The 25,253-nt window shown below is 49.2% G+C and carries 23 protein-coding genes; 8 read left to right on the top strand and 15 right to left on the bottom strand.

Features of this window, described 5'->3' with window-relative positions:
* The first annotated feature begins 66 nt into the window (after nt 1-66).
* The 4 genes from GBK04_RS06960 to GBK04_RS06975 all read left to right on the top strand — a co-directional run bounded on the left by GBK04_RS06960 (nt 67) and on the right by GBK04_RS06975 (nt 5,042).
* Nucleotides 67-1,332, top strand: a complete 1,266-nt coding sequence (locus tag GBK04_RS06960) for a hypothetical protein (protein WP_152765927.1) — start codon at nt 67-69, stop codon at nt 1,330-1,332.
* Nucleotides 1,333-1,360: 28 nt separating this feature from the next.
* Nucleotides 1,361-2,707: a PhoPQ-activated pathogenicity-related family protein gene (locus tag GBK04_RS06965; protein WP_152758090.1), complete on the top strand. Its 1,347-nt coding sequence runs from the start codon at nt 1,361-1,363 to the stop codon at nt 2,705-2,707.
* A 69-nt stretch (nt 2,708-2,776) separates the two neighbouring features.
* Complete coding sequence (locus GBK04_RS06970) at nt 2,777-4,129, top strand: purple acid phosphatase family protein (RefSeq protein WP_152758092.1); 1,353 nt, start codon at nt 2,777-2,779, stop codon at nt 4,127-4,129.
* A gap of 34 nt (nt 4,130-4,163) precedes the next feature.
* A complete protein-coding gene (locus tag GBK04_RS06975; RefSeq protein WP_152758094.1) occupies nt 4,164-5,042 on the top strand; it encodes a bile acid:sodium symporter family protein in 879 nt (292 codons plus the stop codon).
* A gap of 175 nt (nt 5,043-5,217) precedes the next feature.
* Here GBK04_RS06975 and GBK04_RS06980 read toward each other — a convergent pair whose 3' ends face one another.
* Nucleotides 5,218-7,872, bottom strand: coding sequence for an NB-ARC domain-containing protein (locus tag GBK04_RS06980; protein WP_152758096.1), 2,655 nt, complete (start codon nt 7,870-7,872; stop codon nt 5,218-5,220).
* Between the two features lie 765 nt (nt 7,873-8,637).
* On the opposite strand from GBK04_RS06980, the gene GBK04_RS06990 reads away from it, so the two are divergent.
* Nucleotides 8,638-10,638 carry an alginate lyase family protein gene (locus tag GBK04_RS06990; RefSeq protein WP_152758098.1) on the top strand — a complete coding sequence of 667 codons (2,001 nt, stop codon included), beginning with the start codon at nt 8,638-8,640 and terminating at the stop codon, nt 10,636-10,638.
* Nucleotides 10,639-10,650: 12 nt separating this feature from the next.
* On the opposite strand, the gene GBK04_RS06995 is transcribed toward GBK04_RS06990, so the two are convergent.
* The 4 genes from GBK04_RS06995 to GBK04_RS07010 all read right to left on the bottom strand — a co-directional run bounded on the left by GBK04_RS06995 (nt 10,651) and on the right by GBK04_RS07010 (nt 14,657).
* Nucleotides 10,651-11,259, bottom strand: coding sequence for a TlpA family protein disulfide reductase (locus tag GBK04_RS06995; RefSeq protein ID WP_152758100.1), 609 nt, complete (start codon nt 11,257-11,259; stop codon nt 10,651-10,653).
* On the bottom strand, nt 11,256-12,605 hold the full coding sequence (locus GBK04_RS07000) for an MBL fold metallo-hydrolase (protein WP_152758102.1): 1,350 nt from the start codon (nt 12,603-12,605) through the stop codon (nt 11,256-11,258). Before GBK04_RS07000 ends, GBK04_RS06995 begins: the two co-directional genes overlap by 4 nt.
* A gap of 203 nt (nt 12,606-12,808) precedes the next feature.
* A complete protein-coding gene (locus GBK04_RS07005; RefSeq protein ID WP_152758104.1) occupies nt 12,809-13,264 on the bottom strand; it encodes a DUF2846 domain-containing protein in 456 nt (151 codons plus the stop codon).
* A gap of 109 nt (nt 13,265-13,373) precedes the next feature.
* Complete coding sequence (locus GBK04_RS07010; protein ID WP_152758106.1) at nt 13,374-14,657, bottom strand: MFS transporter; 1,284 nt, start codon at nt 14,655-14,657, stop codon at nt 13,374-13,376.
* Nucleotides 14,658-14,904: 247 nt separating this feature from the next.
* On the opposite strand from GBK04_RS07010, the gene GBK04_RS07015 reads away from it, so the two are divergent.
* The gene (locus GBK04_RS07015; protein WP_152758108.1) at nt 14,905-15,585 is read left to right on the top strand and encodes a YgaP-like transmembrane domain; all 681 of its coding nucleotides are present in this window, start codon (nt 14,905-14,907) and stop codon (nt 15,583-15,585) included.
* On the opposite strand, the gene GBK04_RS07020 is transcribed toward GBK04_RS07015, so the two are convergent.
* Nucleotides 15,555-16,253, bottom strand: coding sequence for an NAD-dependent epimerase/dehydratase family protein (locus tag GBK04_RS07020; protein WP_152758110.1), 699 nt, complete (start codon nt 16,251-16,253; stop codon nt 15,555-15,557). The genes GBK04_RS07015 and GBK04_RS07020 overlap by 31 nt on opposite strands.
* Nucleotides 16,254-16,329: 76 nt before the next feature.
* Between GBK04_RS07020 and GBK04_RS07025 the strand changes: the two genes are divergently transcribed.
* Nucleotides 16,330-16,578, top strand: coding sequence for a DUF433 domain-containing protein (locus tag GBK04_RS07025; RefSeq protein WP_152758112.1), 249 nt, complete (start codon nt 16,330-16,332; stop codon nt 16,576-16,578).
* 50 nt (nt 16,579-16,628) lie between these two features.
* On the opposite strand, the gene GBK04_RS07030 is transcribed toward GBK04_RS07025, so the two are convergent.
* The 8 genes from GBK04_RS07030 to GBK04_RS07065 form a co-directional block, all read right to left on the bottom strand.
* Nucleotides 16,629-17,027, bottom strand: a complete 399-nt coding sequence (locus tag GBK04_RS07030) for a GNAT family N-acetyltransferase (RefSeq protein WP_152758114.1) — start codon at nt 17,025-17,027, stop codon at nt 16,629-16,631.
* Between the two features lie 3 nt (nt 17,028-17,030).
* Entirely contained in the window at nt 17,031-17,444 is a 414-nt protein-coding gene (locus GBK04_RS07035) for an OsmC family protein (RefSeq protein WP_152758116.1), read from the bottom strand.
* A gap of 34 nt (nt 17,445-17,478) precedes the next feature.
* Nucleotides 17,479-17,937, bottom strand: a complete 459-nt coding sequence (locus GBK04_RS07040; RefSeq protein WP_152758118.1) for a DoxX family protein — start codon at nt 17,935-17,937, stop codon at nt 17,479-17,481.
* 36 nt (nt 17,938-17,973) lie between these two features.
* Nucleotides 17,974-18,387 (bottom strand): VOC family protein, encoded by a 414-nt coding sequence (locus GBK04_RS07045; RefSeq protein WP_152758120.1) that lies wholly within the window; start codon nt 18,385-18,387, stop codon nt 17,974-17,976.
* A gap of 68 nt (nt 18,388-18,455) precedes the next feature.
* Nucleotides 18,456-19,859, bottom strand: a complete 1,404-nt coding sequence (locus GBK04_RS07050) for a DUF2927 domain-containing protein (RefSeq protein WP_152758121.1) — start codon at nt 19,857-19,859, stop codon at nt 18,456-18,458.
* A gap of 140 nt (nt 19,860-19,999) precedes the next feature.
* Entirely contained in the window at nt 20,000-20,554 is a 555-nt protein-coding gene (locus GBK04_RS07055) for an alpha/beta fold hydrolase (protein WP_152758123.1), read from the bottom strand.
* A 79-nt stretch (nt 20,555-20,633) separates the two neighbouring features.
* A complete protein-coding gene (locus tag GBK04_RS07060; RefSeq protein ID WP_152758124.1) occupies nt 20,634-21,233 on the bottom strand; it encodes a DUF6624 domain-containing protein in 600 nt (199 codons plus the stop codon).
* A 120-nt stretch (nt 21,234-21,353) separates the two neighbouring features.
* Nucleotides 21,354-22,349 (bottom strand): metallophosphoesterase family protein, encoded by a 996-nt coding sequence (locus tag GBK04_RS07065; RefSeq protein WP_373330784.1) that lies wholly within the window; start codon nt 22,347-22,349, stop codon nt 21,354-21,356.
* 155 nt (nt 22,350-22,504) lie between these two features.
* Here GBK04_RS07065 and GBK04_RS07070 point away from each other — a divergent pair, with 155 nt between their 5' ends.
* Nucleotides 22,505-22,930, top strand: a complete 426-nt coding sequence (locus GBK04_RS07070; protein WP_152758127.1) for a DoxX family protein — start codon at nt 22,505-22,507, stop codon at nt 22,928-22,930.
* A gap of 31 nt (nt 22,931-22,961) precedes the next feature.
* Here the strand turns inward: GBK04_RS07070 and GBK04_RS07075 are convergent, their stop codons facing one another.
* Nucleotides 22,962-25,235 carry a B12-binding domain-containing radical SAM protein gene (locus GBK04_RS07075; RefSeq protein WP_152758129.1) on the bottom strand — a complete coding sequence of 758 codons (2,274 nt, stop codon included), beginning with the start codon at nt 25,233-25,235 and terminating at the stop codon, nt 22,962-22,964.
* Nucleotides 25,236-25,253 lie beyond the last annotated feature (18 nt).

Genomic DNA, 25,253 nt, shown 5'->3' on the forward strand with positions numbered 1-25,253 from the left:
GTTAAATGGGTGGGAGAAATCTCCCGCCCATTTTTTTGACTGCAAGGTACTTTCTTCCTAGCTATGATGAGATCAATAAGGTTATTTCTTGCCGTACTTCTGTTCCTGCCTGTGGGTTTGGCCGCCCAGGGCCTGAGCGCCGGTGCCGCCAAACGCGTCATTACGCCCGATCCGCTCCTGCCCGTTTCGGGTGGCATCGGAACACCCAAAAAGTCCCTCGAAAAAAAGGGGGATTTGTTCGTGCGGGCCATGGTACTGGAGAAGGGCGATGTGCGGGTAGCTTTCGTGAGCATCGACAACCTCGGCTGGCCCTCCGTGTTGGGCGATAAATCGCGTGCGCTGGTGAAGGGCATCAAGCCCGAGAATATTCTCATTGCCGCCACCCATACCCACAGCGCGCCCGATGCCTACGGCTTTCCCAATGAAAAGGGCGAATCGTTCGCCGATTTGAAGTACCTCGATTGGTGCGTGCAGCAAACCGCCGATGCCATCAATGAAGCCGTTCAGAAACTGGAGCCCGCCGCGTTGAAAGTCACGACGGGCGAAGCGAAGGGCAAAATCGCTTACAACTACTACGCTCCCGACCTGTATGATCCACGGTGTGGTGTCATTCAAGCCATCGCCAGCGGGGGTACCCGCAAGGGGCAAATCCTTGCTACCCTGGTCAACTACGCCGTGCATCCCGAAGTGCTGGGCTCGGGACAGGGTATTCTGAGTCCTGATCTATGTGGTCCACTCTACGACCAGATCGAGGCGAAGGTAGGGGGTGTGGCGATGTTCATCAATGGTGCGCAGGGCGGCATGGTGACTGCCGATGTACGGCGCGACAATGGGCAGGAGGCCAACACCTGGGAAGAGTGCCACCGCATCGGCGAATTGCTGGCCGACGAAGCATTGCGTTTGGTAGCGGCCGCTCCGGTGCTTGACAACCCTGATTTATATTGTACCTCACGACGGTTGGAATTTCCCATCGACTCCGACATCATGAAATACATTTTGCAAAAATCGCCGCTGAACTATAAGATGGCCAAGCCCAATACGGTGGCCACCCAGCTCAACCTCGTCAACGTAGGTCCTGCCCAAATCCTGACCATTCCGGGTGAAGCCCTGCCCAACATAGGGTACTACGTGAAGCGTAACATGCCCACCGAGCATCCTTTTCTGTTCGGGCTTACCAATGATGCCTTCGGCTACATGCTCACGAAAGTGGACTTTACCAGTTTCAAGCGCTACGACTACGTGAGCCGTACCAGCCTGGGCGAGATGACCGGAGAAATTTATATGGAGAAAGCTTTACAATTGGTCAAGGAGAGCCCAAAACCCACCCATTAATCATTTATAAACATCAATTATTTCATTCATGAAGTACCTTTTTCTATTCGTAACTCTTGTTTGTCTTATGTGCACGCAAGGCCGGGCGCAGGAAACCGTTACACCCGAAACAGCTCTTGAAGCCTACCTGAAAAATGGCGATGATTCGTACCAGTGGTCGGTGCGGGATTCGTTTCAACTCGGCACGGTGAAAGCTTATAACCTGGCCCTTACCTCGCAAAAGTGGCGCAAGTACACCTGGCGGCATCAGCTGACCATCCTGGTTCCCGCCCAAATCGAACATGACGGCGCTCTGCTCTTCATCACGGGCGGCTCCAATACCAACGAACAACCCAATTGGAAGAGAAACAACGACGGGCTGGTGGCGAGTCTGGCTCAGACGGCTAACCAGAACAAGGCGATCGTAGCGGCCCTGAACCAAACGCCCAACCAGCCCCTTTATGGCGAGCTGAAAGAGGACGAGCTGATTTCCTACACGCTCCATCAATTCAAAAACGACCACGACTACTCCTGGCCGCTGCTGTTTCCGATGGTCAAGAGTGCCGTGCGGGGCATGGACGCCGTGCAGGAGTTTGCCAAAGGTACCCTGAAGCATCCCGTCAACCGCTTCGTAGTATCCGGTGCTTCCAAGCGCGGCTGGACCACCTGGCTCACCGGCTCGCAGGACAAGCGCGTGGCGGCCATCGGACCGATGGTGATCGATGTACTGAACATGCCCGTGAGCCTGAACTATCAGATCGAGGTGTGGCACGATTACAGCGTGCAGATCGAGGATTATGTAAAGCTGGGTATCCCGCAGGGTGCCGAAACCGAAGACGGAAAAGCGCTCAATCAAATGATCGACCCCTACTCCTATCGTAAAGCGCTCACCATGCCCAAGATGATTTTCATCGGCACCAACGACGAATACTGGCCCGTGGATGCGATCAAGAACTACTACGACGATATTCCCGGTAAAAACCTGATTCACTATGTACCCAACGCCGGGCACGACCTGGGCGATGGCAAGCAGGCCATTACCGCCCTGGGGGCGTTTTTCGGCACCACGCTACTCAACAAGCCCTACCCGGAGTGTAAATGGGAGTTTTCTAAAAAAGGCAATAGTATCACACTCAGTGTGAAAGCCAGTTCAGATCAGTTGCTGGACGCAATCCTGTGGTCGGCTGACTCGGTGGAGGATCGGGATTTCAGAAATGAAGTCTTTTCCAGTAAAAGTTTGGGCAAAAACCACGTAGGTACCATCACCGCCACCCAGCCCCTACCCGAAAAGGGGTACCGCGCTTTTTATATGGATTTGAAATACCAATCGCCCACCGGAGGTACCTACACCGTCAGTACCCGCATGTTTGTAGCCGATTCCACGGGTGTGTTGTGATTTCCTTCAGATCTGATTCGTGAGCTGACCGACCGGAAGGTACCCTTTACCAGACCCAAGATTACTCCTATGCATGTTACCCAACGCTGTTTTCTCCTTCTGCTTACCCTTGTTCCATCTATACACACATATGCCCAATCGCCGTCGCCCCGCGCGACGGCGTTGGCGCAACGATTGGCCCTGAACCCGAAAATAGACCAACGCCTCCTGTTCCCCACGGCTGTTCCCGACCGTGTGATCCTGAACGTGACTGAAACCCCCGAGACGTCAGTGGCGGTCAATTGGCGTACCGATCCTGGCCAGGCGCAGGGCGAAGTGCAATGGGCCGTGAGCACGGCGGGACCGCAGTTTCTGAAAACATTTCATACGGTTTCGGCCCAAACTGAGTTCCTTTCCGTGCAGAATGGCGAGGCTACCATCGAGGCCAATTACCACGCCGCCCGGATCGACTCCTTACAACCGGGGCAGACCTACGTGTACCGGGTAGGCTTCGGTGAACACTGGAGCGAATGGTACCAGTTCAAGACGCCCGATTCGGGTAAAACCCTTTCGTTCCTGTACTTTGGCGACGCCCAGAATGATGTAAAATCCATGTGGTCGCGGGTAATCCGGGAAGCTTATAAACAAATGCCGCAGGTAGACTTCCTGCTCCACGCGGGCGATCTCATCAACCGTTCCAACGAGGACATCGAGTGGGGCGAATGGTTCCACGCGGGATCGTTCATCCACGCCACCGTACCCGGCCTCATGACGCCCGGCAACCACGAGTACGCCAAAGGCGTCATTCTGACCCCGCAGTGGAAAAAGCAGTTCAACCTACCCACCAACGGCCCCACAGGATTGGACGAAACCTGTTACCAGATTAACTACGGAAACTTGAAAGTGGTGTCGCTCGACGCCGAGCAGATTGACGAATCGGAGCGGTACGCCACACAGCAAGCCGCCTGGCTGGATTCCATCCTCACGCATGATCCCCGCCCCTGGACGGTCGTTACGCTGCACTACCCGTTTTTCTCCACCAGCCCGAAGCGTGACAATGCCAAGCTCCGGGAACGCTTCAAACCTATCATTGACAAACACCGGGTGGATCTGGTGCTACAGGGCCATGACCACGCCTACGGGCGCGGCAGCGTGACCAACGCTCCGGCCACGGCCGACACCCGAAAAAAAGCCTCCGAAACCGTCTATGTCGTTTCCGTTTCCGGTCCCAAAATGTACGAGGTTTCTGATGACCCGTGGATGGATCGCCGCGCGCAGAACACACAGCTTTTTCAGCTCATCACGCTGGAAGGAAAGCAGTTGCGCTACCGTGCGTTTACTGCCGCCGGTGAATTATACGATTCGTTTGTTCTGGAAAAAGGCAAGAATGGTCTAAATAAGCTAACGAACGCCATTCCTGCCACCGCCGAGAGACTGGACTGATCGACCTATCTATCACGCTCAACCCTTCATTCCCATGCAATCCAACGTACTGACCGAGGTTTTCTTACCGCTGGCTTTGGCCATCATTATGCTGGGGATGGGTCTGTCGCTGGTGGTAGATGACTTCAAACGAATTCTGCTGTATCCCAAAGCCATCACCGTCGGCATCGTCAATCAGATTGTATTGCTACCCCTCATCGCTTTCGCCATAATCATGGTACTGGAGTTAAAAACCGAACTCGCCGTGGGGCTGGTGATTCTGGCGGCTTGTCCGGGCGGACCTACCTCCAATCTGATCTCTCATTTGTCGCGGGGCGATGTGGCGCTTTCCATTTCGCTTACCGTGGTTTCCAGCCTGATTACGGTGTTCACCATTCCCTTTCTGGTCAATTTCGCCATCGTCGAGTTTATGCCCAATGGTCAGGAACAGGCACTGCCCATTTTCAAAACCATTATTTCGGTCCTCGTCATCACACTCATTCCGGTCGCGATTGGCATGGTGATCCGCCGCATGAAACCTACCCTGGCTACGCGGCTCGACCGCCCGGTCAAGCTGCTTTCCGGCATTTTCCTGTTCATCATCATTGCGGGCGCTTTGTTTAAAGAAAAGGAAAACCTGGTTGGTTTTTTTGTATTGATCGGCCCCGCCGCCCTCCTTCTCAACCTGCTCACGATGGGCGTCGGCTACGGTACCTCCCGCTGGACGGGCCACAGCCTCAAACAAAGCATCACCATTGCCATTGAAGCGGGAATCCAGAATGGTACCCTGGGCATCGCCATTGCGGCCACCCTGCTGCAAAATGCTGCCATGTCTATTCCCTCGGCCATTTACGGCCTGCTGATGTTCGTAACTTCTGTTGGGATTATCTGGTGGGGGAATCGGACGATTCCGCAGGTGAAGGGAGAGGTATAGGGAAGGGGGGTTCTGTTTCGTGGACAGTGGATTAGAATCGGCATAGCATGGCCGCTAACGGATTAGATTTTTCGATGGTGCGGATTTGAAACATTAAACTGTCTACCCGCACAAAGTTCATTAAATGCACTACTGTTCATATTCGCACGTCCACCTCCATAACGCAAAACTGCTATTAGCTGCTGATTATTTTTACATTTTTCGCACAAATCCCTTTATTATTATGTCCTTCTTCAAATGAAACAAGCTGTCCATTTTTAACTTTTTTTAATTCGTTTGTGTTTTTAATTTCAGAAAAATCTGTGCAATGAGCAAAATATCTTTCGTTTTCCGAATCAATGAATACAAATGAGTCATTCGAGCCTTTCATTATATTTCCAATTTTAGTACCCTCTTCAATTTGGCTATCCAGTAAGTAGTTTAGAGAATCATCATCAAATTTTTCGGAAAATTTTAAAACAACTTTTCTATTAAGGTATATTAAGCTTATTTGATTTTTATTTTTTTCAATTATTGTTTTTATATATAAATGGTTCTTTTCAATTTCTGTTGAAGGTAACATTTGCATAAATATATAAAGGGCTTCACAGAAATTCTTTATCATTTTAATGTCTACAATTTCCTTCTTTACACAAATGTGAAAAACATCAAAAGCTTTTTTAAAATGGCCTACTCCATTATCAATATCATTTTCTATTTTCAAATAGCTTTGCCCACTATGATTGTATAAACTAAGAAGCTCTGTATATGCAACTCTTAGATTTAAAGGATCTAATTCTTTATCGGAAATTAAGTTTTTTATGATTTGTATTGCCTTATTAAATTCTTTCATCACATTGTAACAACGTGCAAATAGAAATGAAGAATTTGGATGGTCTGGTTTTAATTTAAAAACTTTTTCAGCACATTCTAAAGCTTTTTCTGTGTCCTCAAGATGGAAAAGTAAAAATTGTGCATAAAAGTATAGTAATCTTGGATTTTCGGGAGCGATTTCTAAACCTAAGATATAATCATCTTCTGCACTTAGCGTATCGCCATTAGTTGCTTTCATAAAAGCACTTACCCTATATACTTCATAATAATTAGGGTCTACATTTTTAGCTTCGGTAACTTTTTGAAAGGCTTTAGTATAATTATTAGCTTTCGAAAAACTTAAAGCTTCTGATAGTAATTTTGCTGCAATTCTTTGATTGGGGGTCTCGCAAGCCAAAGCATTTATTGAGAACTCATTATAGTTATTTATCTTTTTAATTTCTTGAATGCCCGAAGTTAACTCACGTGATTTTGATGTTATTCTTTTTACATATGCTTGGTCAACAGGGTGTTTTTGTGATAAATATTCTTTGGCAAAATCTGGAATATAGTAGTAGACTTCTTCAATATTCGTCGCATCTACTATCTCTCTGCTAATTAAAGTAGTTTTAAATAATTCAATTAAATATTTTCGTGCATCTAATGTTTCATAATCTGAAAGATACAGTATCTCCGCACTACTAAGTTTTCTTCTAGATGCTCTTATTGAATTTAGAACAGAAATTGCGCCCTCACTTAATTTTTCATAAACATTAGTCAAACAAAAATTCAATAAATTATCCTTGTTGTTCAATACTTCTTGTGGTGAGATTCCTGTTTCAACTGTACTTACGAACCATTTTAAAGCCAAGGGATTGTAATATAATTTAGAAGCTATGTCAATTAATGTGCTTTGTGGTAGTTTCATTAAAATATCACTATTCCTTATTCGTGCTATTTCTCTAATTAGTTTCGCACATTCATTTTCTGTTAAACCGCTTAAAGTTCTTGGGTATTCCAATTCACCTAAACCTATCCTTGACGTAATAACTATGTTGCATTTTGTTTGAGCATTTCGAATAAAATTTCGCACTTCTTCACTTTGTATAGTTTCTAAATTATCAATGATTATTAAAGTTTTAAATAATTCTAAGTATTCAATAACTGCATCAAATTTATTGATTGTTATAGATTTGTCTAATGAATCTGATATTACAGAAATTAGTCCGGTATAGTCAGTTATTGCTGTATAAATATCTTCAATACCTTTTGATGTCAGCATAGTTGTTTTAGCAGAAGTCCAAATGATAAGTTCAAATGGACACTTATCTCCCATATCAACTAAGTCATAAGCCACTTTTACTGCTAACGCTGTTTTTCCAATACCTCCATCTCCTAAAATACTAACTACTTTATTTGAAAATATTAATTTTTTAATCTCATCTACATCTTTTGTGCGACCAATAAAACCCGTATCGTCAAAATCTGGAGCCGGCAAATTATGCGTTACTTTACTAGGTGTCCCGTAAGTTACAATGGTAGGAAGGCGCAGAGTAAGCAAATATGTTGGATCTTTATCGATTAATTCTCTGGTTTCAATTGCATACTTCCAATCGATTGGCAAATTACTTTTTAGCTTTTGCACAAAGTCATATACTGTTGAAAAGTCTCCACCTAACAATGGTCTTGTATGCATTACTCGATTTCTAATTGGAGTTAAATCGCTAAGTTCTCCAAATATTTGTGACAAATATTCAGATGTTTTTTTTGGCAAAAAAACATCGTTTTTCTTTAGAATATTAAACGAATCAAAAAAATCAACAAAATCTAAAACATCATCAATGTTATTTTTATAGTCAACGCCTGGGTTATCCTTTTTAAATCGGTCGATTATTTTTGATTCAAGTTCGGAGTCTTTAAAAAATCCTACGTCCTCTTGAAAGGGTGTTACATATCTTTTAAGAACGTTTTTTATGTCTATTTCTATTCCATAAAGGAATGCTGCGAGTGTTAATCTTATTTCAGTTATTCTTGCCATTTTTCTATTGTTGATTTTTCCTGTAATTTGCAGCTAAGGGTCGAGTATTTGCGAAGGCAGGGAATTCTTTTCACCATGCTCTGTGTCCCCACAGACCTTAGCCCAGCGCTGCTAAATATATTCAAACCTGTCCATATAATGGGTCAGAATGCCAAACTCATCAACGCCCGTTTCGTAAAGACGCGCCGAAGCCCAACAGTAGTTCTTAGGCCGGGCTGCGTTCCGATCTCTTTACCGTTCGGCTCTTTCATTTCCCTAACTACGTGCAGGTGGTTCGGCATAATTACCAACCCTTACCCCATCATTATTTTCCTTTCAGTCAACTCTTGCGAGGAAGAAATGATGACCTCCTTGTACTTATCCGGTTTTAGTAATCGCTTCCAATCCTTGATCGTCCCCGACTAGGCGTCCCCGACTAGGCGTCCCCGACTAGGCGTCCCCGACTAGGCGCCCCCGACTAGGCGCCCCCGACCAATAATCAACATGGTCGAACTCCATTCTAGAATTTCGGTATCTGCTTTCCTGGTATTCCATATTTTAGCAGGGTACCCAAAAGGGCTGTGGGGACGCAACCCACAGTAAAGGTGGGCAGCTGGGCTTTTTAGCAAAAGTAACCGTCTAAGCAAGCTATGCAAGGTTTCTACCCAATTTCCCTCCCAGCTTTCAAGAAAGTTATCTAACGGTAAAAAGCACTTCTCCCAGCCCACCGGTTAAAAGCAGCCCGACCGCTGCTTTTAGTGTTGAATAACCAACCGACAAGCCCGCATGCCTGCTTCTTCCAACAGCTTTTCCCAGAAAATCGTACTAGCGGTTCTGATATTCATGCAGGCTGCCCTGAGTATCCGGGCAGGTGTGCCGAAGCAGCCTTTTTTTGACTATTCAGAAAAAGGGAGTGACTCCCCTACTACCCTTCTCCTCTCACGGCTGAACCTGAACGCCCCTGGCCTTGAGAAAGTCAAAGCCTCGGCAGAAAGTAATCCCGCCCAGGCCGTGGCTCATCTACTCACCTACTATCGCAACCGTACTTCCGTAAAACACCCGGCCGACGCTTCGGGCTCAGGTTATGACGAGCAGGCTACCCCAAAAGACATGCAGGTAGCCAACGACGCCCTGAAGCATGTGTTCGTGGGGCAGCCCGCCTATCCGTCGCATTTTTGTGGGGAAGACATCCATTGGGCCAACAACCCCTACCCCGACAAGGAATGGGTGTGGCAGTTGAACCGCATGAGTTTCTGGGACGCCATGGGGAAAGTCTACCGGCAGACGGGCGACGAAAAGTACGCCAGGGAATGGTGCGCCCAGTTCGTGGACTGGACCAGAAAAAATCCGCGCGACGACCAGCACGCCTACGCCTGGCGTTCCATCGAAGCGGGTATCCGGGGCTACCGCTGGACGGGACTGTTCCATTCTTTTCTCGACTCACCTGCTTTTGCGCCTGAGGTATTGGTTGCGTTTCTCAATAGCTGTTATGACCACTCGGCTTTTCTGATGACCCAATACCGGAAAGGCAGCAACTGGGCCCTGATGGAAGCCGAGGGCATGGCCTTCATCGCGCTAACATTTCCGGAATTTCAGGATTCAGAAAAATGGAGCGATGAGGCCATTGGGCGGTTGAACAAAGAAATCACCAACCAGGTGTACCCCGACGGCCACCAGCGCGAACTCGCCTTCGGCTACCACATGGGCTGCATCGGCTGGTTTATGCGGACCTACGAGCTGGCGCAGCTGAATGGCCGTCAGGATGCTTTTCCGGCCTCCTACATCCGACGGATTGAGAAAATGTGCGAGGTACCCCTGAAACTGGCCTTCCCCGACGGCTCCACACCGCAGTTTGGCGACTCGTGGTCGGGTCAGCCCGGTCAGCACTACCATCAACTAAAAGAATGGGCGAAGCTGTTCGACCGCCCCGATTTCCTGTACGCCGCCACCGAAGGGCAGCAGGGTACCCCACCTGACTCCACGGCCTACGCCTTGCCGTACAGCGGGCTGTATTCCCTGCGGAGTAGCTGGGACCCGGCGGCCATCAGCCTGGTCCTGAAATGCGGGCCTGATGGCGGCGGCCACTGCCAGCCCGACAATGGTACCTTTGAGCTTTACGCGGGTGGACGCCACCTGATGCCCGACGCGGGCAGCTTCATTTACAGCGGTGATCCAGAAGGCCGGGCGTGGTTCCGGCAAACCAAAGTCCACCAAACCCTCACGCTAAACGGCGCCAACTCGGCCTATGCCCCCAAGCTGCTCCTCTGGCAACCGGGGCAGAATCTGGATGTACTGGTGGTGGAAAATCAAAGCTACCCTACCCTGGCGCACCGGCGGGCGGTGTTGTTTGTCGATAAGAAGTATTTTGTGATCGTCGACGAAGCGATTGGCGAAGGTACCGGCGACGTGGATCTTCATTTTCAGCTCGCGCCGGGAAAGGCCCTTTTTACGCCCGATCAACAACAGGTACGTACCGATTTGGGCGAAGGCTGGAACGTGCTGGTGCAAACCATGCCGCAGCCGGGCCTCACGCTGCAAGAAGAGGAAGGACAGGTCTCGTTTGTCTATACCAAAAAGGAACCCCGCCCTGCCTTCCGGTACCGGCTACCTAAAACCGCCCAAGAATCAGGTACCCGTTTCGTAACGGTCGTGGCTCCTTTCAATGCCGCGCCGCCAGTGGTCAGTGCCCGCATTCTGGGACAACCCGCCGTGGGTACCTCGCGGATGGAGCTGGAGGTAATTGTGGGCGGGATAGCGAAGCGGCTTTCGTACCAGCTACCTCATTAATTGATATATCCATTATCGGGCCGTCAGGCTCCCCAAAAACTCCCGCATTTTCCTGGTATTGTAGTTGGCCATGCCCTCCTGCCGCGCCACCAGGGTACCTTCGGGCGATAGAATAAACGTGGTAGGAATCGCGCTGGACTGAAACGCCGGGGGAATTCCAGTCAGCGGCGTGTACACCGGAAAGGTGTACCCCTTCCGATCGATAAATTTCTTGACTTTCTCCCGTCCTGCTTCATCGACCGACAGCATGACGAAAGCGATCCGGCTGGTATCCACGGAATCATACAATTTCTGGATGCCGGGCATCTCGGCGAGGCAGGGCGGGCACCAGGTAGCCCATACATTCATAAAGACGACCTTGCCCCGCAGACTTCCAAAAGGTACCCTTTTACCATCCAAACCGGCTAATTCAAAGCTTGCGCCCAGCGGGCCCGATGTCGCCTCACTTCCGCGCGATTCGGAATCAGGTACGTCCGCATTTTTAATGCCTGTAACCAGTATGAGCCGTTGTACCTGCCCGATGGCCTCCGTATGCAATCCGGTGGCGTAGAGTACCCCGAAGATCACCAGCATCACCACCCAACCAGGTATATCTTTATAGGAAAACCGTCGCTTCGTCATGCGGTTTGGGGCATAAAGTCCTTGACGGCCTCACCCAGATCAATCACTGGTGTGCCGGGCAGCGCCGCTTCCAGCAAACTGCTGCCGATCGCCGAGCGGTAGCCGCTGGCGCAATGTACCACTACGGGTTTTTCGCGGGGTACCTCGGCGGCCCGCTCGCGGAGTTCGGGTAAGGGAATGTTGATCGCGTGTTCAAAGTAGGCCTGCTTTTCCACCTCCGAAGCATTGCGCACGTCCACGATGGTGTAGTGTTCGGGATTTGCTTCAAAGTCTTTCCGATCTAGCTTGGGTGAAGTAACTTTCTCCGCTTCGGTCAGCACAAAGGTACCTTTGATAAATAGCTCATAGCCAATTTTAGCGGCTTTGGCAATCAGATTTTCCAATGATTCCTCCTGATCGGCCACCAGGTAGTACGGTTCTTCCGGTGCCACAATACTACCCAGCCAGGTTTCAAACTTCGCCCCCTCCTGAATATTCAAGGCTCCCCGGTAATGGCCTTTTTTGAAGATATTCTCCTTGCGCCCGTCGATGACCAGGGCATTATCAGTGGGATGGTGATTCAGGGGCAGCCTTTTTACGGCCTCCACCGAAGTCCGGTAATTCGGCGCGCCTTTTTCGTTCAGGGCCACATCGTAGCCAAAGTACCGGGGTACGAAAGGCTGGTCTTCTACGATCATGTTCACAAATTCTTCCTCGCTCATGGGTTGCAGCGCGCTGTTCGTGGCGATTTCTTCTCCGATGGTGCTGCTGCTGGCATCGCCCAGGTTTTTGCCGCATAGGGTACCTGCGCCATGAGCCGGGTACACGACCACCGAACTGTCCAGTTTCATGAGTTTGTCGCGGGTGCTATGGTACATCTGGCGGGCCAGTTCCTCCCGTTTGGGTTGGCTGTTGCCCGCATTCTCGCGCAGGTCGGGACGGCCGACATCACCTACAAAAAGCGTATCGCCCGTGAAAACGGCTTTGTCGCGGCCGTCGTGTTCGAGTACCACGCTGATGCTGTCGGGCGAGTGGCCCGGCGTATGCAGTGCTTTCAGTTTTATTTTACCTACCGTCAATTCAGCTCCTTCGTCGAAAGCTTTGTGGGGGTAGCCGGCCTGGGTCAAACTGTGGGCGTAAATGGTCGCGCCGGTATGCTCATGAATTTCCAGGTGCGAGCTGACGAAGTCGGCATGGGGATGCGTTTCGATCACGCCCACAATTTTCGCGTTATTTTCCTCGGCGTAGTCGTAGTACGGCTTCGGATCGCGCGCCGGATCGATCAGGATAATTTTCTGCTCACACTCACTCAGGATGGCGTAGGCATAATGAGCCAGGTCTTTATCTTCAAATTGTTTGATTTTCATAGCATTTTTCTTTTTTAGTACGTAACGATCGGACACCTTTTACCAATCGGTGGATGTAGTATTTAACCGATTGCTTTCATTGCTACAAAGGTAATGCCCAGGGCAGGGTACCACAGTGACGTTAGTCACACAGGCCGTAAGCTACAACAAAAAGGGTGCAGAACCCGCGTTCCGCACCCTTGATAATAAGAAAATCGGCTGGCTTACTGCGCTTTACTCATGCAATTATCTGCTTCCAGCCCTTCCATTTTTTTCTTGGCCGTAGATTCGGTCACTTCCGTCATTTCCATGCGGGTGGTCACCAGTCCGGACTTGACATCACATTGTACGTAGTAGCTTTTTCCGGCTTCCAGTTCCAGTTCGAGCATTTCCTTCTTGGGAATCGCCAGGCCGCCCTCCACCGCACTAAAAGCCACCTTACCCGGCTGACCCTTGTAAATCACGTAGCGCTTGACGCTCAGACGGCAAATTTCCTTGCCATCGGCTTTGAGCACAAAATTCTGTAGAGCCGAGCCAAACTGCTTGCCCCGGTAAAAATACACCGTGGCGGGATCGGCAGCTGGGGTAGGTACCTTGTTCGAAAGGGTGTCAGCTTCTGGCTGAATCGCAAAAAGTAGGGCGACGATGGGTAGTAGGGTAATAGAAAATAGCTTGTTCATCCTGATCGATATAGATTGATATTGATCACCATTAATCAACAAGACAAAATTAGCGGCTGGAACCCCAGCTGGCAATACGTCATTTGTATGATTTTTTGAAAACCTACCTTCATTCCGGTTTGGCCAGAATGGGGGTAGGTTGAATCGGAGAACGGATAGGCTTCAAAGCCACCAGCGTAATGACCGCCGAGAGCAACAACGACCCCGCCATAAAAAGATAAGAAGCCCCGAAGCCGCCCGTGGTACCATTGAGGTACCCCACAATGTACGACCCCACGAACGAGCCCAACGCCCCGAAACTATTGATCAGCGCCATAGCCCCACCCGCCACGTTTTTGGGGAGTACCTCGGGGATAATGGCAAAAAATGGCCCGTAGGGCGCATACATGGCACCGCCCGCCACAACCAACAGCGTAAACGACAGCCAGAAATGATTGGTACCCAGCAGGTAGGAACCATAAAATGCCACGGCCCCGATCAAAAGAAAGGGCCAAACAAAAATTTTACGATTCAGGGTTTTATCCGAAAAATACGAAGCGGCCAGCATTCCGATGATCGCTAGCAGGTAGGGTACCGCCGACAGCCAGCCGGTCTTGACGATGTCCATGTCGGGCGCGGCGTTGAGCATGGAGGGTAGCCACATCACGAAGCCATAGACCCCGATGCTCCACAGCGCATATTGCAAACTGAGCAGAATGACGATGCGGGAACGGAAGGCCGCAAGGTAGTTTTTTACGGGCTTGATGCCTTGCTGCTCGCGTTGCAGTTCCGCTTCCAGGTTACGCTTTTCGGTCGCGTCGAGCCAGTTGGCTTCCTGGGGTTTGTCCTGTACCAGTTTCCACCAGAAAAAGGCCCAGATGATCGCCGGCACGCCTTCCCAGATGAACATCCACCGCCAGCCCACGGCATTGACCAGGTAGCCCGACAGCACCGACATCCACAGAATTGTGACGGGATTGCCCAGAATCAGGAAGGTATTGGCCCGCGAGCGCTCGGATTTGGTAAACCATCGGCTCAGGAAAAGTAGCATGGCGGGCATGACGGCACTTTCTACTACCCCCAGCATGAAACGAATGACGATCAGTCCGTTGATATTGCTGATAATGCCGGTAGCCATCGCCAGCCCGCCCCACAGGATCAGCGACCAGAAAATGAGTTTTTTGGCACTCCGCTTTTCGGCGTAAATAGCCCCAGGTACCTGAAAGAAAAAGTACCCCAGGAAAAACAACGACCCCAGCAACGAGGACATCGCCGGTGTGATGCCCAAGTCAGTAGCCATGCCTCCGGCAGCACCGAAACCAAAATTGGCGCGGTCGAGGTAGGCGAGGCTGTACGTAATGAAGGCAATGGGGATCAGGCGATACCAGCGCGCCGGAGCAAGGGCTTTTTGCATGAATGGTTTGGGTGAGTGGATGGCGGTACTGCTAAAAAACGGAAGGCCGGCATTTTTACTACCTCCAATATGGAAAAGTGCTGCATTCTACTTCCTCAGCGATCTATTCCCAAAAGCTGTTAGCCCGAAATCACTTGCATTCCTGCAAGGCTTTGTGCATATTTAGACTTTTGAGAATATTCCTAAACCATGGAAACAACAGGCCTTTTTGTTTAAGCTAGTTGTTCCCGCCTAAAAATCCGCTACGATGAAAAAAGATGCTTATAGTCCCATCCTGCGCCACCAGAAAATGAACGTCGGCACCACGGAACGAATCATTTCGGCCTTTGGCGGCGGTTTCTTGCTATTAGATGCCCTGGCCCGCCGGAAAGCCAGTCCGATCGAAGCGCTGGTGGGCGGGTACATGCTCTTCCGTTCGGCTACGGGTTACTGTCCGCTGCATACCGCCCTTGAGGCAAATACCGCCCAGGAACATAGTGACAATATCAACATCCGGGTAGATCTGAAAGTGAACCGGGTACGGCAGGAAGTATACGATTTCTGGCGGAAACTGGAGAACCTGTCGCTCTTCATGCGCCATATCCAATCCGTGACCGAACTGGACGCCACTACCTCGGTCTGGAAGGCGGCCGGACCGGGCGGTATAGGTACCCTGAAATGGAAAGCCGAGATCGTCAAAGATGAGCCCGGACGCCTGCTGGGTTGGCGGTCGCTGCCGGGTGCGCCCATTGTGAACGCCGGAAAGGTGGAATTTTCGGATCTGGGTGAGAATTGTACCCTCCTGCACGTGGTCATCAGCTACAAGGCTCCGATGGGGGTACCTGGCAAGGAAATTTCCCGTCTGCTCAATCCCATGTTTAAGGATATGGTGATGCAGGATATCCTGAACTTCAAGAATTACGTGGAGCGCGGCGAGGTGGTTTGGTAGGCTGAGGGTTCTTCCTTCGCCGCCAGTGCGATGATGTCACGGCCTTCGATTACATCCTGAGCCACGATATTTTTGGCTGTATAGATCATCGCCAGTCCGATTTCTTGATTTGTACAGAATCCGTTGGGAAAAAGCTTCCGCCCGACCGGAAAAAGCCAGTTGATGTACTTATAGTATTGATTGACGTGCTTCATCCCTTCGAGGGGCTTGATGAAGCCGGGGCGAAAAGCATACGCTTTTTTGAAGGGCAGCTTCCGCAAATCGTTCTCGGTTTTGCCCTTCACCCGCGCCCACATGCTGCGGCCTTGCTCGCTGCCATCGGTACCCGCACCCGACACGTACGCGAAGGTCATGTTTGTATTCAGGTGGCTCAGCGTTTCGGCCACGTGCATTGTCAGCGTGTAGGTGAGGCGGTAGTATTCGGGTGCTTTCATGCCTACCGACGACACGCCGAGGCAGAAAAAACAGGCATCGTAGCCTACCAGCTGGCTTTCGATGGCCGATAAATCAAAGAAATCCTGGTGGATGATTTCGGTAAGTTTCGGATGCTTCACCCCGTCGGGGCGGCGGTTGATAACCAGTACCTTTTCAACATCAGGGTGATTCAGGCAGACGTGCATCACGCCTTCACCCACCATGCCCGTGGCACCCGTTACGATTACTTTCATGAGGTCGGTTTTTGAGTTTCTTGGGAGGTCAAAGGAATGTAAAGCCTAAAATTTTATCTTTGTAAAAAACAAATATATGAACTGGCAAGAATACATTCATTCTGACCCTAAGATAGTAGGTGGAAAGCCCGTTATCAAAGGAACGCGTCTTTCCGTCGAATTTATTCTGGAACGCCTAGCCGATGGCTGGACCGAACAGATGCTTCTGGAAAGTTACCCCCGTCTTACTTCAGAATCACTTCGAGCGGTGTATGCCTATCTATTAGAAATGGCCAAAGATGGCCTTCTCTACCATTCACCCGCTTCGTTTAGGCAAGCTTCATGAAATGGCTGGCCTACGAAAATTTTCGAAATCCGGTTATTCTTTGCTCCAGGCTACTCCTTCCGATTGATAATAAAACTACTTTCCTGCTTCGTGAAGCCTACTTTGGGATAATAGTCCAGAGCCGTTGGTACGGAGAGCAGTAATACCATCGACTGGTCGCCGACCTTTTCTTTGGTGAGTTCGATCAGTTTTTTACCAATTCCCGCTTTTTGGTAATCGCTTCGGATGGCCAGGTCGGCCAGGTAGCAACTCCACGCCCAATCGGTGATGCAACGGGCTACCCCGACAAGCGTTTCCCCATCCCAGGCCGTAACGATCAGGTTGGAATGCTCGTACATTTTGGCAATCCGCTCCGGGTCGTGGGTCGGACGCGGTAGCCCGGCATTGTTGTACAGTTCGATGACTTGCTCGGGCGTTGGGGTTTTATCGTGCCGGTAGGTAATTTCCATTGTTTAGGTAGGATCACTTGTGTTGGTCAATGTGATGGCGAGTCCTTTCCGCAAGGTGTTTTGAATCTCAGCTACCTGGTCTGTGTGACGGATCAAGTCTTCGATTTCAGCCGGAGAAGCGTCGGATGCGACAGAAGCCTGGTAACTAAAATTCGTACCCGGTTCGCCCTCGGCTCCGAATTCACCGCTCACGCTGACCTCCACGCCCGTTACCACCATCCTGCGTTTAGCGGCTTCGCGGTAAATATCATTACAAAAGCAGGTCGCCAGCGCCAACATCAAGAGTTCGCCGCCATTCACCGACGAGCCGTAGCCCGTGGATTTCGCCGGGATTTGCAGTTCTTTGGCCGAGTCGTTGGTTTGGACGGTAGCCTCATGCTGGTGGAGGCTGCTGGTAATATGAGCGGAAATTTTCATGGGAGTTTAGGAATATCAGGTACCTATCAGAAATTTATTCCCAAATTTTAATAGAACTGAAATAAGTCCAGCCAATGAAGAGTAGCTGCAAAGGCACCCTGAACCACAAGTAGGAAACGCCCTTGCCGGCATAGGTACCTTTCTCGTGATCAACGTGTTTGATCGCAGCGTTAATATTGGCAGGTAGCAACAGTACGAAAAAGGCGATCAATGCCCAGGCAGCATATACCGTGAAATCCGGAATTAAAAGTCCAATTCCCAACAAAATTTCCAGTACGGCCGTCAGGTAAACCAGTTCTTTCTTAAAGGGAATCACGGAAGGCATCATCAGGATCATACCTTTTGTAAAGGCAAAATGGCCAACCGCCGTAAAAAACAACATAGCGCACATCGCGATCCGGGCTGCTAGGGACAGATCGAATTGTTGCGTAATCAGTTGAACCGCAACGACTGCAAGGACGAAAACGACCAGCAAAACAACCAAGGGTTTCATTTCTTTGCTAGCTTACTTATTGTACGCTTTTCGAATTTACGAATTGTCAGAAATCGGCGTCAGTATTTCCATGCCGTGCCCCGAAGGGTCGATGAAGTACAGACCTTTATTGCCGTTTTCCACGTAGTATTCCGCAGGACGCTGCATACGCGGATCGGCCCAATAATCTATTTTCCAATCTTTCAGTCGATGGATAACGCGCTCAAATTCATCGGGGGGTACCTTGAACGCATAGTGGCCCGTACTATGTTCTTTAGCCTCCGCAATCAGCAGCATGACGTCGTTTTTTAGCTGAATGCAAAGAAAGAAACCGGGTACCGGGCCATCCGCCGGAATTGCCTTCGGCAAATCCAATAGCCTGGTCAATAGATCCGCGGTTTTCTGCTTTTCTTTGGCCAGGATGATTAAGTGGTTTAGTTCTACCGAGGGTAGTTCTTTTTGGGCTTTCATTTTTTCTTGAGATTGACTTTTAGTTTTTTTATGGGGTACCTTCTATTATTTGGGCTGTGGGATACAGCCTACTGATTGCCAGTTGGTCCTGGATGAGGCATAGTCGATTTAATTTTCTTAAAATCACTGAGTTTAAGTCCATCAATAAACTCGTTTGAATAGATTAACTTTAAAAGGGTAGAGTATTTGTTATTAAAATCAATTGTGTCGTTTTTTAAATAATATAATTTATCAGAACCCAAGTATTTTGTGGGAAGCTGTATCAAACTGAAATATAATGCTTCAACTATACTTTGCTGCCTTAGCGTCCTACTTCTTTCGCTAGTGTTATATAGTAACGTTACTTTATTTTTTATCAGCTTTGGAAACATGCAATTACTTCCTTTAAAATATGCATTTGAAACTTTAATGGGTTCTTTTTGTTCGCATGAATCTTTAAAATTTAAGACTATCCCGTGCTCTGGTTCCAAAATACTCGATTTTACCAATTTGAGCTTTAAATTTGGAGATATATTATTTAAAGATTTGATGGCTTTTATTATCGTGACTGAATCCTCATTCAAGATAGTTCCGTACAAATATATGTGAACATCTTTTGGATGTTTGAGCAGTTCATTGTTTGTAAAAGAGGCTTCCAAAATATTACCTCTTGACAAACTTGGCGGATATTTGATCAATAATTTTTTAATCTTATCCTCAGCCTTTACAGAATAAAGTACATCTGAAAACTTCCTTTCAAAACGAATCCTGGAAAAATTTACAGGAATTGACGGTTCGTAAAGTAGTGATAGCACCTTTTTATCTAAGATTGTGAAATATTTTTCAGGATTATCTTTTTCAAAAAAAAGGCTACTTGGATACGTATAACTATCGCCGATAACACCCAGGGTTTGAATAATTTCTTCTAAAACTAGTTTCTTCCGCATCAAATGGTTAGTGTCTTCTTTCGCATAAAAAATACCTACACTAGCTTTTTTTATTTCACCATCATAGTCAACTAAAATTCCAGTGCCCGCATCAGCCGTGGTGTCAATATTACTTGCAAGATTATTATCTGATTCTAGAAATTCATTCATTTTTGTAAAATTCCCAAAATACACTTTGATAAGGCTAGAATCACGCAGAGTCCCGATAGAACATTTTATTGAAAGGTTTAAACCGTTAATTTCCGTGATTACTTCATTTACATAGTTTATTTCATCAGCGGATGGATTACCCATTATTAATATCTTAGGGTTTGATTTCCACTTAGAAATATAATTGCGTTTGCTTTTATTATAATCTGCATGAAAAACAGTTTCGTAGAAGTAGTTGATAGTTTCAGCATCATATTTACTTTTAAGCATTGCCACATTCTGCGAACTTATCGTATATTCATTCGTTTTTGAATCGCAAGAAAATAAAAGATATTGACTGAGTGCTACTAAAATATAAAACAAAAATTTACGGATCACTTTCGTATGATATTTCATTAAAAATAAATATACATTCCATCAACTCTCCTTCTCCCATCATCTATGTAGGTTTCCACAGGCATTCAAACAGTCTAAGATTTCAGCAGATACTATACTCACAAAATTCTCTGCATCCAATCAATTAAAATATACTTTCCTTAGCCATTCAATGATTTAATATCGTCAGCTATCCATGGCAAATCGTTGTTAAGTTGATGACCACCGCTTTGTATTTCACGGAAAGTGGCGTGACTAATTTTTTGCTTGTACTGGTCAAGATGAGAAAAGGGTACCACTTCGTCATCCTGGCTATGGTAAAAGAATAGGGGTACCTTGTCAGGTAGCCTGTCGGCAAAATCGCTTTTCAGTTTTAAACCGGCTTTCCACGCTTCATCACCCGTCCAGAATGGGGTGGAAATAAGGAAAATGCCCTGTATGGTTTTGTTGACAATATTCTCGGAAAGGTACCTCAAAAGCATGGAGGCGCCGAGCGAATGCCCGACCAGGATCACGTCGTTTTCAGCCTCAGAAATTTCCTGATCAATTTGGGACAGCCACCCAAAGTCAGGGGCCGACTCATCGGATGGCATTTCCGGGTAGTGTACGTCGTATCCATTCCCCAGGTTTTCCTGCAAGGAGTTTACCAAATCTTTATCCGCTTCATACCCATCGTCGCCTCCTCCCTCAATAAATAATATCTGTTGCTTTTTCATAGGGAATCTGATTTTCTAAAATACTATTTTCCGATTACGATTTAGGGGATACACAATCCCCTGATTCGTGTAGAAGTTATTATTTTATCCAACCTACCTTTTTCCTCCATGCTTCGACTTCCTGCTTCCTTTTTTCAAAATCTGCCGGTGGAGTTTGCTTTTCATTTTCCACCTGTCTCCTGATAAGTAGGGTCTGTTCTTCAAGGGTATTAAGCCCGATATCCTTCCTTCTTTGATTTACTTTGGCCAAGTCATCATAAGGATTTGGGTTTAATTTACCGCTTTCGTCCCAGTCAAATTGAGTACCATACTGTTGCGGTTTTCCTTCAAGCACCGCGATTCGGTCTATCAGATAGGCCAAACTTCTTGGTTCCGCTTCATTTTCGTTTACTGCCCTTTCCAATAGTTTCGCAAACTTCTTCATAAAGTCGGGCTGTCCGATGGCATGTTGTACAACCAGCCACGCGGCCTCACTTGCTTCTTTACCTACTTTGTTAAGGGTCGGGTACCCTATCGTATCAATAATATCGCTCAAAATCTTCGCATTCCGGTTGTGCAGTTTTTCCATTTCCTCATCATAGCCTTCCCCAAGTTTTCCGTCCTGAATAAGTTTGTCCCTAAGCGCCAGGTCAGCATTTCTCAGGTCAATTATTCTTTCGGCAGTACTTTTGTAATCCATTCTTGATCTTGTATTGTCGTAACGCAGGTGCCAACGCTGGACGGTTTAGCGTCATGCCCCTATCCTGAGTTCCACCTGTATACGACCGCAGTAGGCCAATGAAGGGGAGTATAACATTTATTAGTGTTGCTTCACCGTACTCTTCCGAATAAAAGGCACAATCTCCTCCCCCACGCGCAGGGGTTTGTACTCATCTGTAAAACCCAGTTCGGTCGGCGATTTTCCTACCCAGGTACTTGGTTTTCCGGTGATCTGTACGGTCATCGTGGCCGGGTCGATCGTCATCACCGTGTACAAAGGGTCCCGGTAGGGGCACATACGCGACATCCACTCATGGGCTTCGTGAATCGCCTTTGGGTAGCTTTCGTGAAGGTACTTATCACCAATCCAAAAGTAGGAAGCCGAGTTGATGGTAAGATAGGGTATTCCACTTTCGTAAATCAGACTGTCCACGTGTGTATGGCCGTTGATGGCCACGATGATCCGATCGGCCGCGCCGGCGAGAACCGCCTGCATTTCGGCGGCATTATTGACCGCCAGCGCCCCGATCAGCGGTTGGTGCGAGACGATCACGATCGGTTCTTTGATTTGCTGCAATTGGGTTTTCAACCAAGCCACCTGCTCCGGGTTGATGTAGGCAGGGTACCCTCCCTTGTGGTCGGGCGAGCCGGTATCGTTCCCGTCCAGCACGATAAACCAGATACCTTTGACTTTCCGGGTATAGTACCGGGCCGGCATGCCCCAGCGGTCGAGGCATTGCTGTTTGGTGTGGCCGTTGTCGGTATCGTGGTTGCCGATCACGTGCAGGGTAGTTTTGTGCGCCTGGTTGAACAGGTCGATCACGTCCTGGTTTTTTTCATCCGGGAAGGTAAAGTCTCCCAGCTGGATCAGGCCATCCGTTTGAACCTGGCGGCTATGCGCCAAAAAGGCTTTCAGACGGGTTTTCCCATCGTGGATCAGGTCGTGGTGCAAATCGGTGATCAAACCCATTTTAACGGACTCCTTCAAGGTACTTACGCTGGCTCTGGCCAGTAACGGCACGCAAAATGCCGCGCTCATGCCTATAAAATCCCGTCGGCTCAGTTCGCTAGTGGTTCTTGGTTGGTCGTTCTTCATTGGAATGATGCAGCTGTGTTTTTCCTGCTCCATGACACAATGTAGGAATAATCCGTCATTTTCGTCCTTGTCAAATAGTTTTGGCGCGGGGTCAAGCACGATCTTTTTATCAAGTGGCCCTACCATCCCTTCCCCTTACCCAACCGCTTCGATCCATGACAACTCACCACCCGACTCAAACCACTACCGTTCAAACCATCTTTCGTTTTCTGCTGGGTGGAGCCCTGATTCTGGCCGGTACCAGTCATCTGACCTGGGCCCGCACGGAGTTTCTGGCGCAGGTACCCCAATGGGTACCTCTCAATGGTGATCTGGTCGTGGTTTTGTCGGGGATTGTCGAAATTCTGCTGGGCTTATCGCTAATCTTTCTGGCGCGGCAGCGTGTGCTGGTCGGGTGGGTAGTCGCTACGTTTTTCGTGCTGGTCTTTCCCGGCAACATCGCGCAGTACCTCAACCATACCGATGCATTCGGCCTCAATTCGGATCTGGCGCGCGGTATACGCCTTTTGTTTCAGCCCGTGCTGGTAGCGTGGGCGCTGTGGTCTACCGGAGCCTGGGCGGCCTGGCGGCGGAACAAGTAGGGAATTTTTTTATTTCAGAACAAGACCGGGTCTACACCACCAGCAACCCATTCTCTCGCAATGCTTTCCATACATTCGATTGCAAAAAGTCTTCAAAGGTACCTAAACCCGCTTCTTCATAACTTCCTTTCAGTTGCTGCCACGACAGGGGTACCCCTTCCGCGTCGAGGGCAAGAACAGGTAGGGTACCCAATAGCCATTCTGCCAACGAAACATGGGTCTTGAGCGTCCAATGGCTCTTTTTTGAATAAAATTCCAGTTCGGCCCTCTTTACCTTTTGCTTTCTTTCTCGGACTTTAATGCCGTTATTTTTTCCTGCCGAGGACGGGCTGGAAGCCGAACGCGGCCCGGCCTGTACCACAATATCTTCTAGCACCATCAGTTCAGCCGTGCCACCCAGCCACACCACCTGCGCATTGGGACGCGTTTCGGCGTAGGGTACCTCATCACCGATACTGCGCTCGATGTAGGTCGGGGGAATGGAAGTGGGGGGTACCTTGAAGTCAAACCACTTCCTGAGTGGCAGGTCAAAACCCACGCCGTGCATGTAGTTGAAAAGTGATTTGCGTAATCCCTCGGAAAACAGATCATGATCGGCACCGGTGGGATCGTCGTGATAAAGATCATTGTCGGCGAAACCGCCGAAATCGGGGCCGATGCGCTGCACGTCGAAGCCCGCCGGGTGCAGGCCGACGGGACTATGAGCCGTCATGGCAAAACGATGCCAGAAGCCCGACTGCACCACGCCTACCTCGAACAACTGCCGAACCATTTCCAGCGAGTCGATGGTCTCCTGTGCCGTTTGGGTGGGAAAGCCGTACATCAGGTAGGCATGCACCATGATACCCGCCTGCGTAAAGGAGTCGGCCACGCGGGCCACCTGCGCCACGGTAACGCCCTTTTTCATGCGCTCGAGCAAGCGGTCGGAAGCTACCTCAAGTCCGCCCGATACGGCAATGCAGCCGGAAGCTTTGAGCAATTGACAAAGGTCGGGGGTAAAACTTTTTTCAAACCTGATGTTGGTCCACCAGGTCACGGTGAGCTGGCGGCGGATGATTTCCAGCGCCAGGTCACGCATGAGCGCGGGCGGCGCGGCTTCATCCACGAAGTGAAAACCGTTTTGTCCAGTCTGCGTGATGATTTCCTCGATGCGGTCGCAGAGCAGCGCGGCCGTGACGGGTTCGTAGCGTTTGATGTAATCAAGCGAAATGTCGCAGAACGAACATTTGCCCCAGTAGCAGCCGTGCGCCAGCGTCAGTTTATTCCAGCGGCCATCGCTCCATAGCCGGTGCATGGGGTTGATTATTTCGATGACCGACAGGTACCTGTCCAGTGGCAAGTCGGCGTAGTCAGGTGTACCTACGTCGCGCTGGGCTACGTCTTTTTCTTTGGCATTATTGTAGTAAAGTACCTTTCCTTCGGTACGGGCATAGACCCGTTTGAGTTGGTTACGCTCGCGCTTGCCATCGAGGTATTCCAGCAGATTGAGCAACGGTGCTTCGCCATCATCCAGGCTTACAAAATCCACATAATCGAACAGGCGCGGTTCGCGCAGCGAGCGTAATTCAGTATTGCAATACCCGCCGCCCATCACTACAGCTATGTGCGGATGATGCTTTTTTAGGTACTGCCCGCATTTCAACGCGCCGAACAGGTTGCCTGGAAAAGGTACCGTCAGACAAACCACCGATGGCTGCCAGCGTTGAATTTTTTCTTCCAACAATTCTACTAAAAAAGAAGAAATCAAGGTTTCGGCAGCTTGTAAGCTTTCGTGCAACGCGTCGAAATGCGTAGCAGTACTACCTAGGCGCTCGGCGTAGCGACTGAATCCGAAGTGAGGGTCCATGGCTTCCTGGATCAGATCGCCCAGGTCTTCCAGGTACAGCGTGGCCAGGTGCCGGGCTTTATCCTGAATGCCCATGGTACCAAAGGCCCAATCCAGTTCGTCGAGTTCGGCAAAGCGCCCGGCTTCGGGCAGATAGTTGCGGTCGCAGAGGGTATGGGCGAGGGTGGGATTTTTATTTTGTAAAAAACCGATTACCGGCTCGATGGTGCGGAGGTACTCTTTCCGCAGTGCGTAAATCCGGTAGCCGTTATCGGAAAGTGCCACATCGGAAGCTTCCAGATCGGTGAACATCTTACCCAAGCCCTGCTTAGAAAACAGTTTTAGAATCACCTCGATCCCCAGATCCGCCTGATGCGAAGGTACCCCTACCGTGTTCAGAAAGCCTTTGAGGTAGGCCGTCGCCGGATAGGGGGTATTGAGTTGCGTGAAGGGTGGGGTGAGGAAGAGGACCTTGTTCAATGATTGATGAATGAGGAC

Source organism: Salmonirosea aquatica (genome assembly GCF_009296315.1).
GTDB lineage: Bacteria > Bacteroidota > Bacteroidia > Cytophagales > Spirosomataceae > Salmonirosea > Salmonirosea aquatica.

What these genes read in the sequence shown, in the direction of transcription:
- GBK04_RS06960 (WP_152765927.1), top strand. Translation starts at nt 67, where the DNA reads ATGAGATCAATAAGGTTATTTCTTGCCGTACTTCTGTTCCTGCCTGTG.
- GBK04_RS06965 (WP_152758090.1), top strand. Translation starts at nt 1,361, where the DNA reads ATGAAGTACCTTTTTCTATTCGTAACTCTTGTTTGTCTTATGTGCACG.
- GBK04_RS06970 (WP_152758092.1), top strand. Translation starts at nt 2,777, where the DNA reads ATGCATGTTACCCAACGCTGTTTTCTCCTTCTGCTTACCCTTGTTCCA.
- GBK04_RS06975 (WP_152758094.1), top strand. Translation starts at nt 4,164, where the DNA reads ATGCAATCCAACGTACTGACCGAGGTTTTCTTACCGCTGGCTTTGGCC.
- GBK04_RS06980 (WP_152758096.1), bottom strand. Translation starts at nt 7,872, where the DNA reads ATGGCAAGAATAACTGAAATAAGATTAACACTCGCAGCATTCCTTTAT.
- GBK04_RS06990 (WP_152758098.1), top strand. Translation starts at nt 8,638, where the DNA reads ATGCCTGCTTCTTCCAACAGCTTTTCCCAGAAAATCGTACTAGCGGTT.
- GBK04_RS06995 (WP_152758100.1), bottom strand. Translation starts at nt 11,259, where the DNA reads ATGACGAAGCGACGGTTTTCCTATAAAGATATACCTGGTTGGGTGGTG.
- GBK04_RS07000 (WP_152758102.1), bottom strand. Translation starts at nt 12,605, where the DNA reads ATGAAAATCAAACAATTTGAAGATAAAGACCTGGCTCATTATGCCTAC.
- GBK04_RS07005 (WP_152758104.1), bottom strand. Translation starts at nt 13,264, where the DNA reads ATGAACAAGCTATTTTCTATTACCCTACTACCCATCGTCGCCCTACTT.
- GBK04_RS07010 (WP_152758106.1), bottom strand. Translation starts at nt 14,657, where the DNA reads ATGCAAAAAGCCCTTGCTCCGGCGCGCTGGTATCGCCTGATCCCCATT.
- GBK04_RS07015 (WP_152758108.1), top strand. Translation starts at nt 14,905, where the DNA reads ATGAAAAAAGATGCTTATAGTCCCATCCTGCGCCACCAGAAAATGAAC.
- GBK04_RS07020 (WP_152758110.1), bottom strand. Translation starts at nt 16,253, where the DNA reads ATGAAAGTAATCGTAACGGGTGCCACGGGCATGGTGGGTGAAGGCGTG.
- GBK04_RS07025 (WP_152758112.1), top strand. Translation starts at nt 16,330, where the DNA reads ATGAACTGGCAAGAATACATTCATTCTGACCCTAAGATAGTAGGTGGA.
- GBK04_RS07030 (WP_152758114.1), bottom strand. Translation starts at nt 17,027, where the DNA reads ATGGAAATTACCTACCGGCACGATAAAACCCCAACGCCCGAGCAAGTC.
- GBK04_RS07035 (WP_152758116.1), bottom strand. Translation starts at nt 17,444, where the DNA reads ATGAAAATTTCCGCTCATATTACCAGCAGCCTCCACCAGCATGAGGCT.
- GBK04_RS07040 (WP_152758118.1), bottom strand. Translation starts at nt 17,937, where the DNA reads ATGAAACCCTTGGTTGTTTTGCTGGTCGTTTTCGTCCTTGCAGTCGTT.
- GBK04_RS07045 (WP_152758120.1), bottom strand. Translation starts at nt 18,387, where the DNA reads ATGAAAGCCCAAAAAGAACTACCCTCGGTAGAACTAAACCACTTAATC.
- GBK04_RS07050 (WP_152758121.1), bottom strand. Translation starts at nt 19,859, where the DNA reads ATGAAATATCATACGAAAGTGATCCGTAAATTTTTGTTTTATATTTTA.
- GBK04_RS07055 (WP_152758123.1), bottom strand. Translation starts at nt 20,554, where the DNA reads ATGAAAAAGCAACAGATATTATTTATTGAGGGAGGAGGCGACGATGGG.
- GBK04_RS07060 (WP_152758124.1), bottom strand. Translation starts at nt 21,233, where the DNA reads ATGGATTACAAAAGTACTGCCGAAAGAATAATTGACCTGAGAAATGCT.
- GBK04_RS07065 (WP_373330784.1), bottom strand. Translation starts at nt 22,349, where the DNA reads ATGAAGAACGACCAACCAAGAACCACTAGCGAACTGAGCCGACGGGAT.
- GBK04_RS07070 (WP_152758127.1), top strand. Translation starts at nt 22,505, where the DNA reads ATGACAACTCACCACCCGACTCAAACCACTACCGTTCAAACCATCTTT.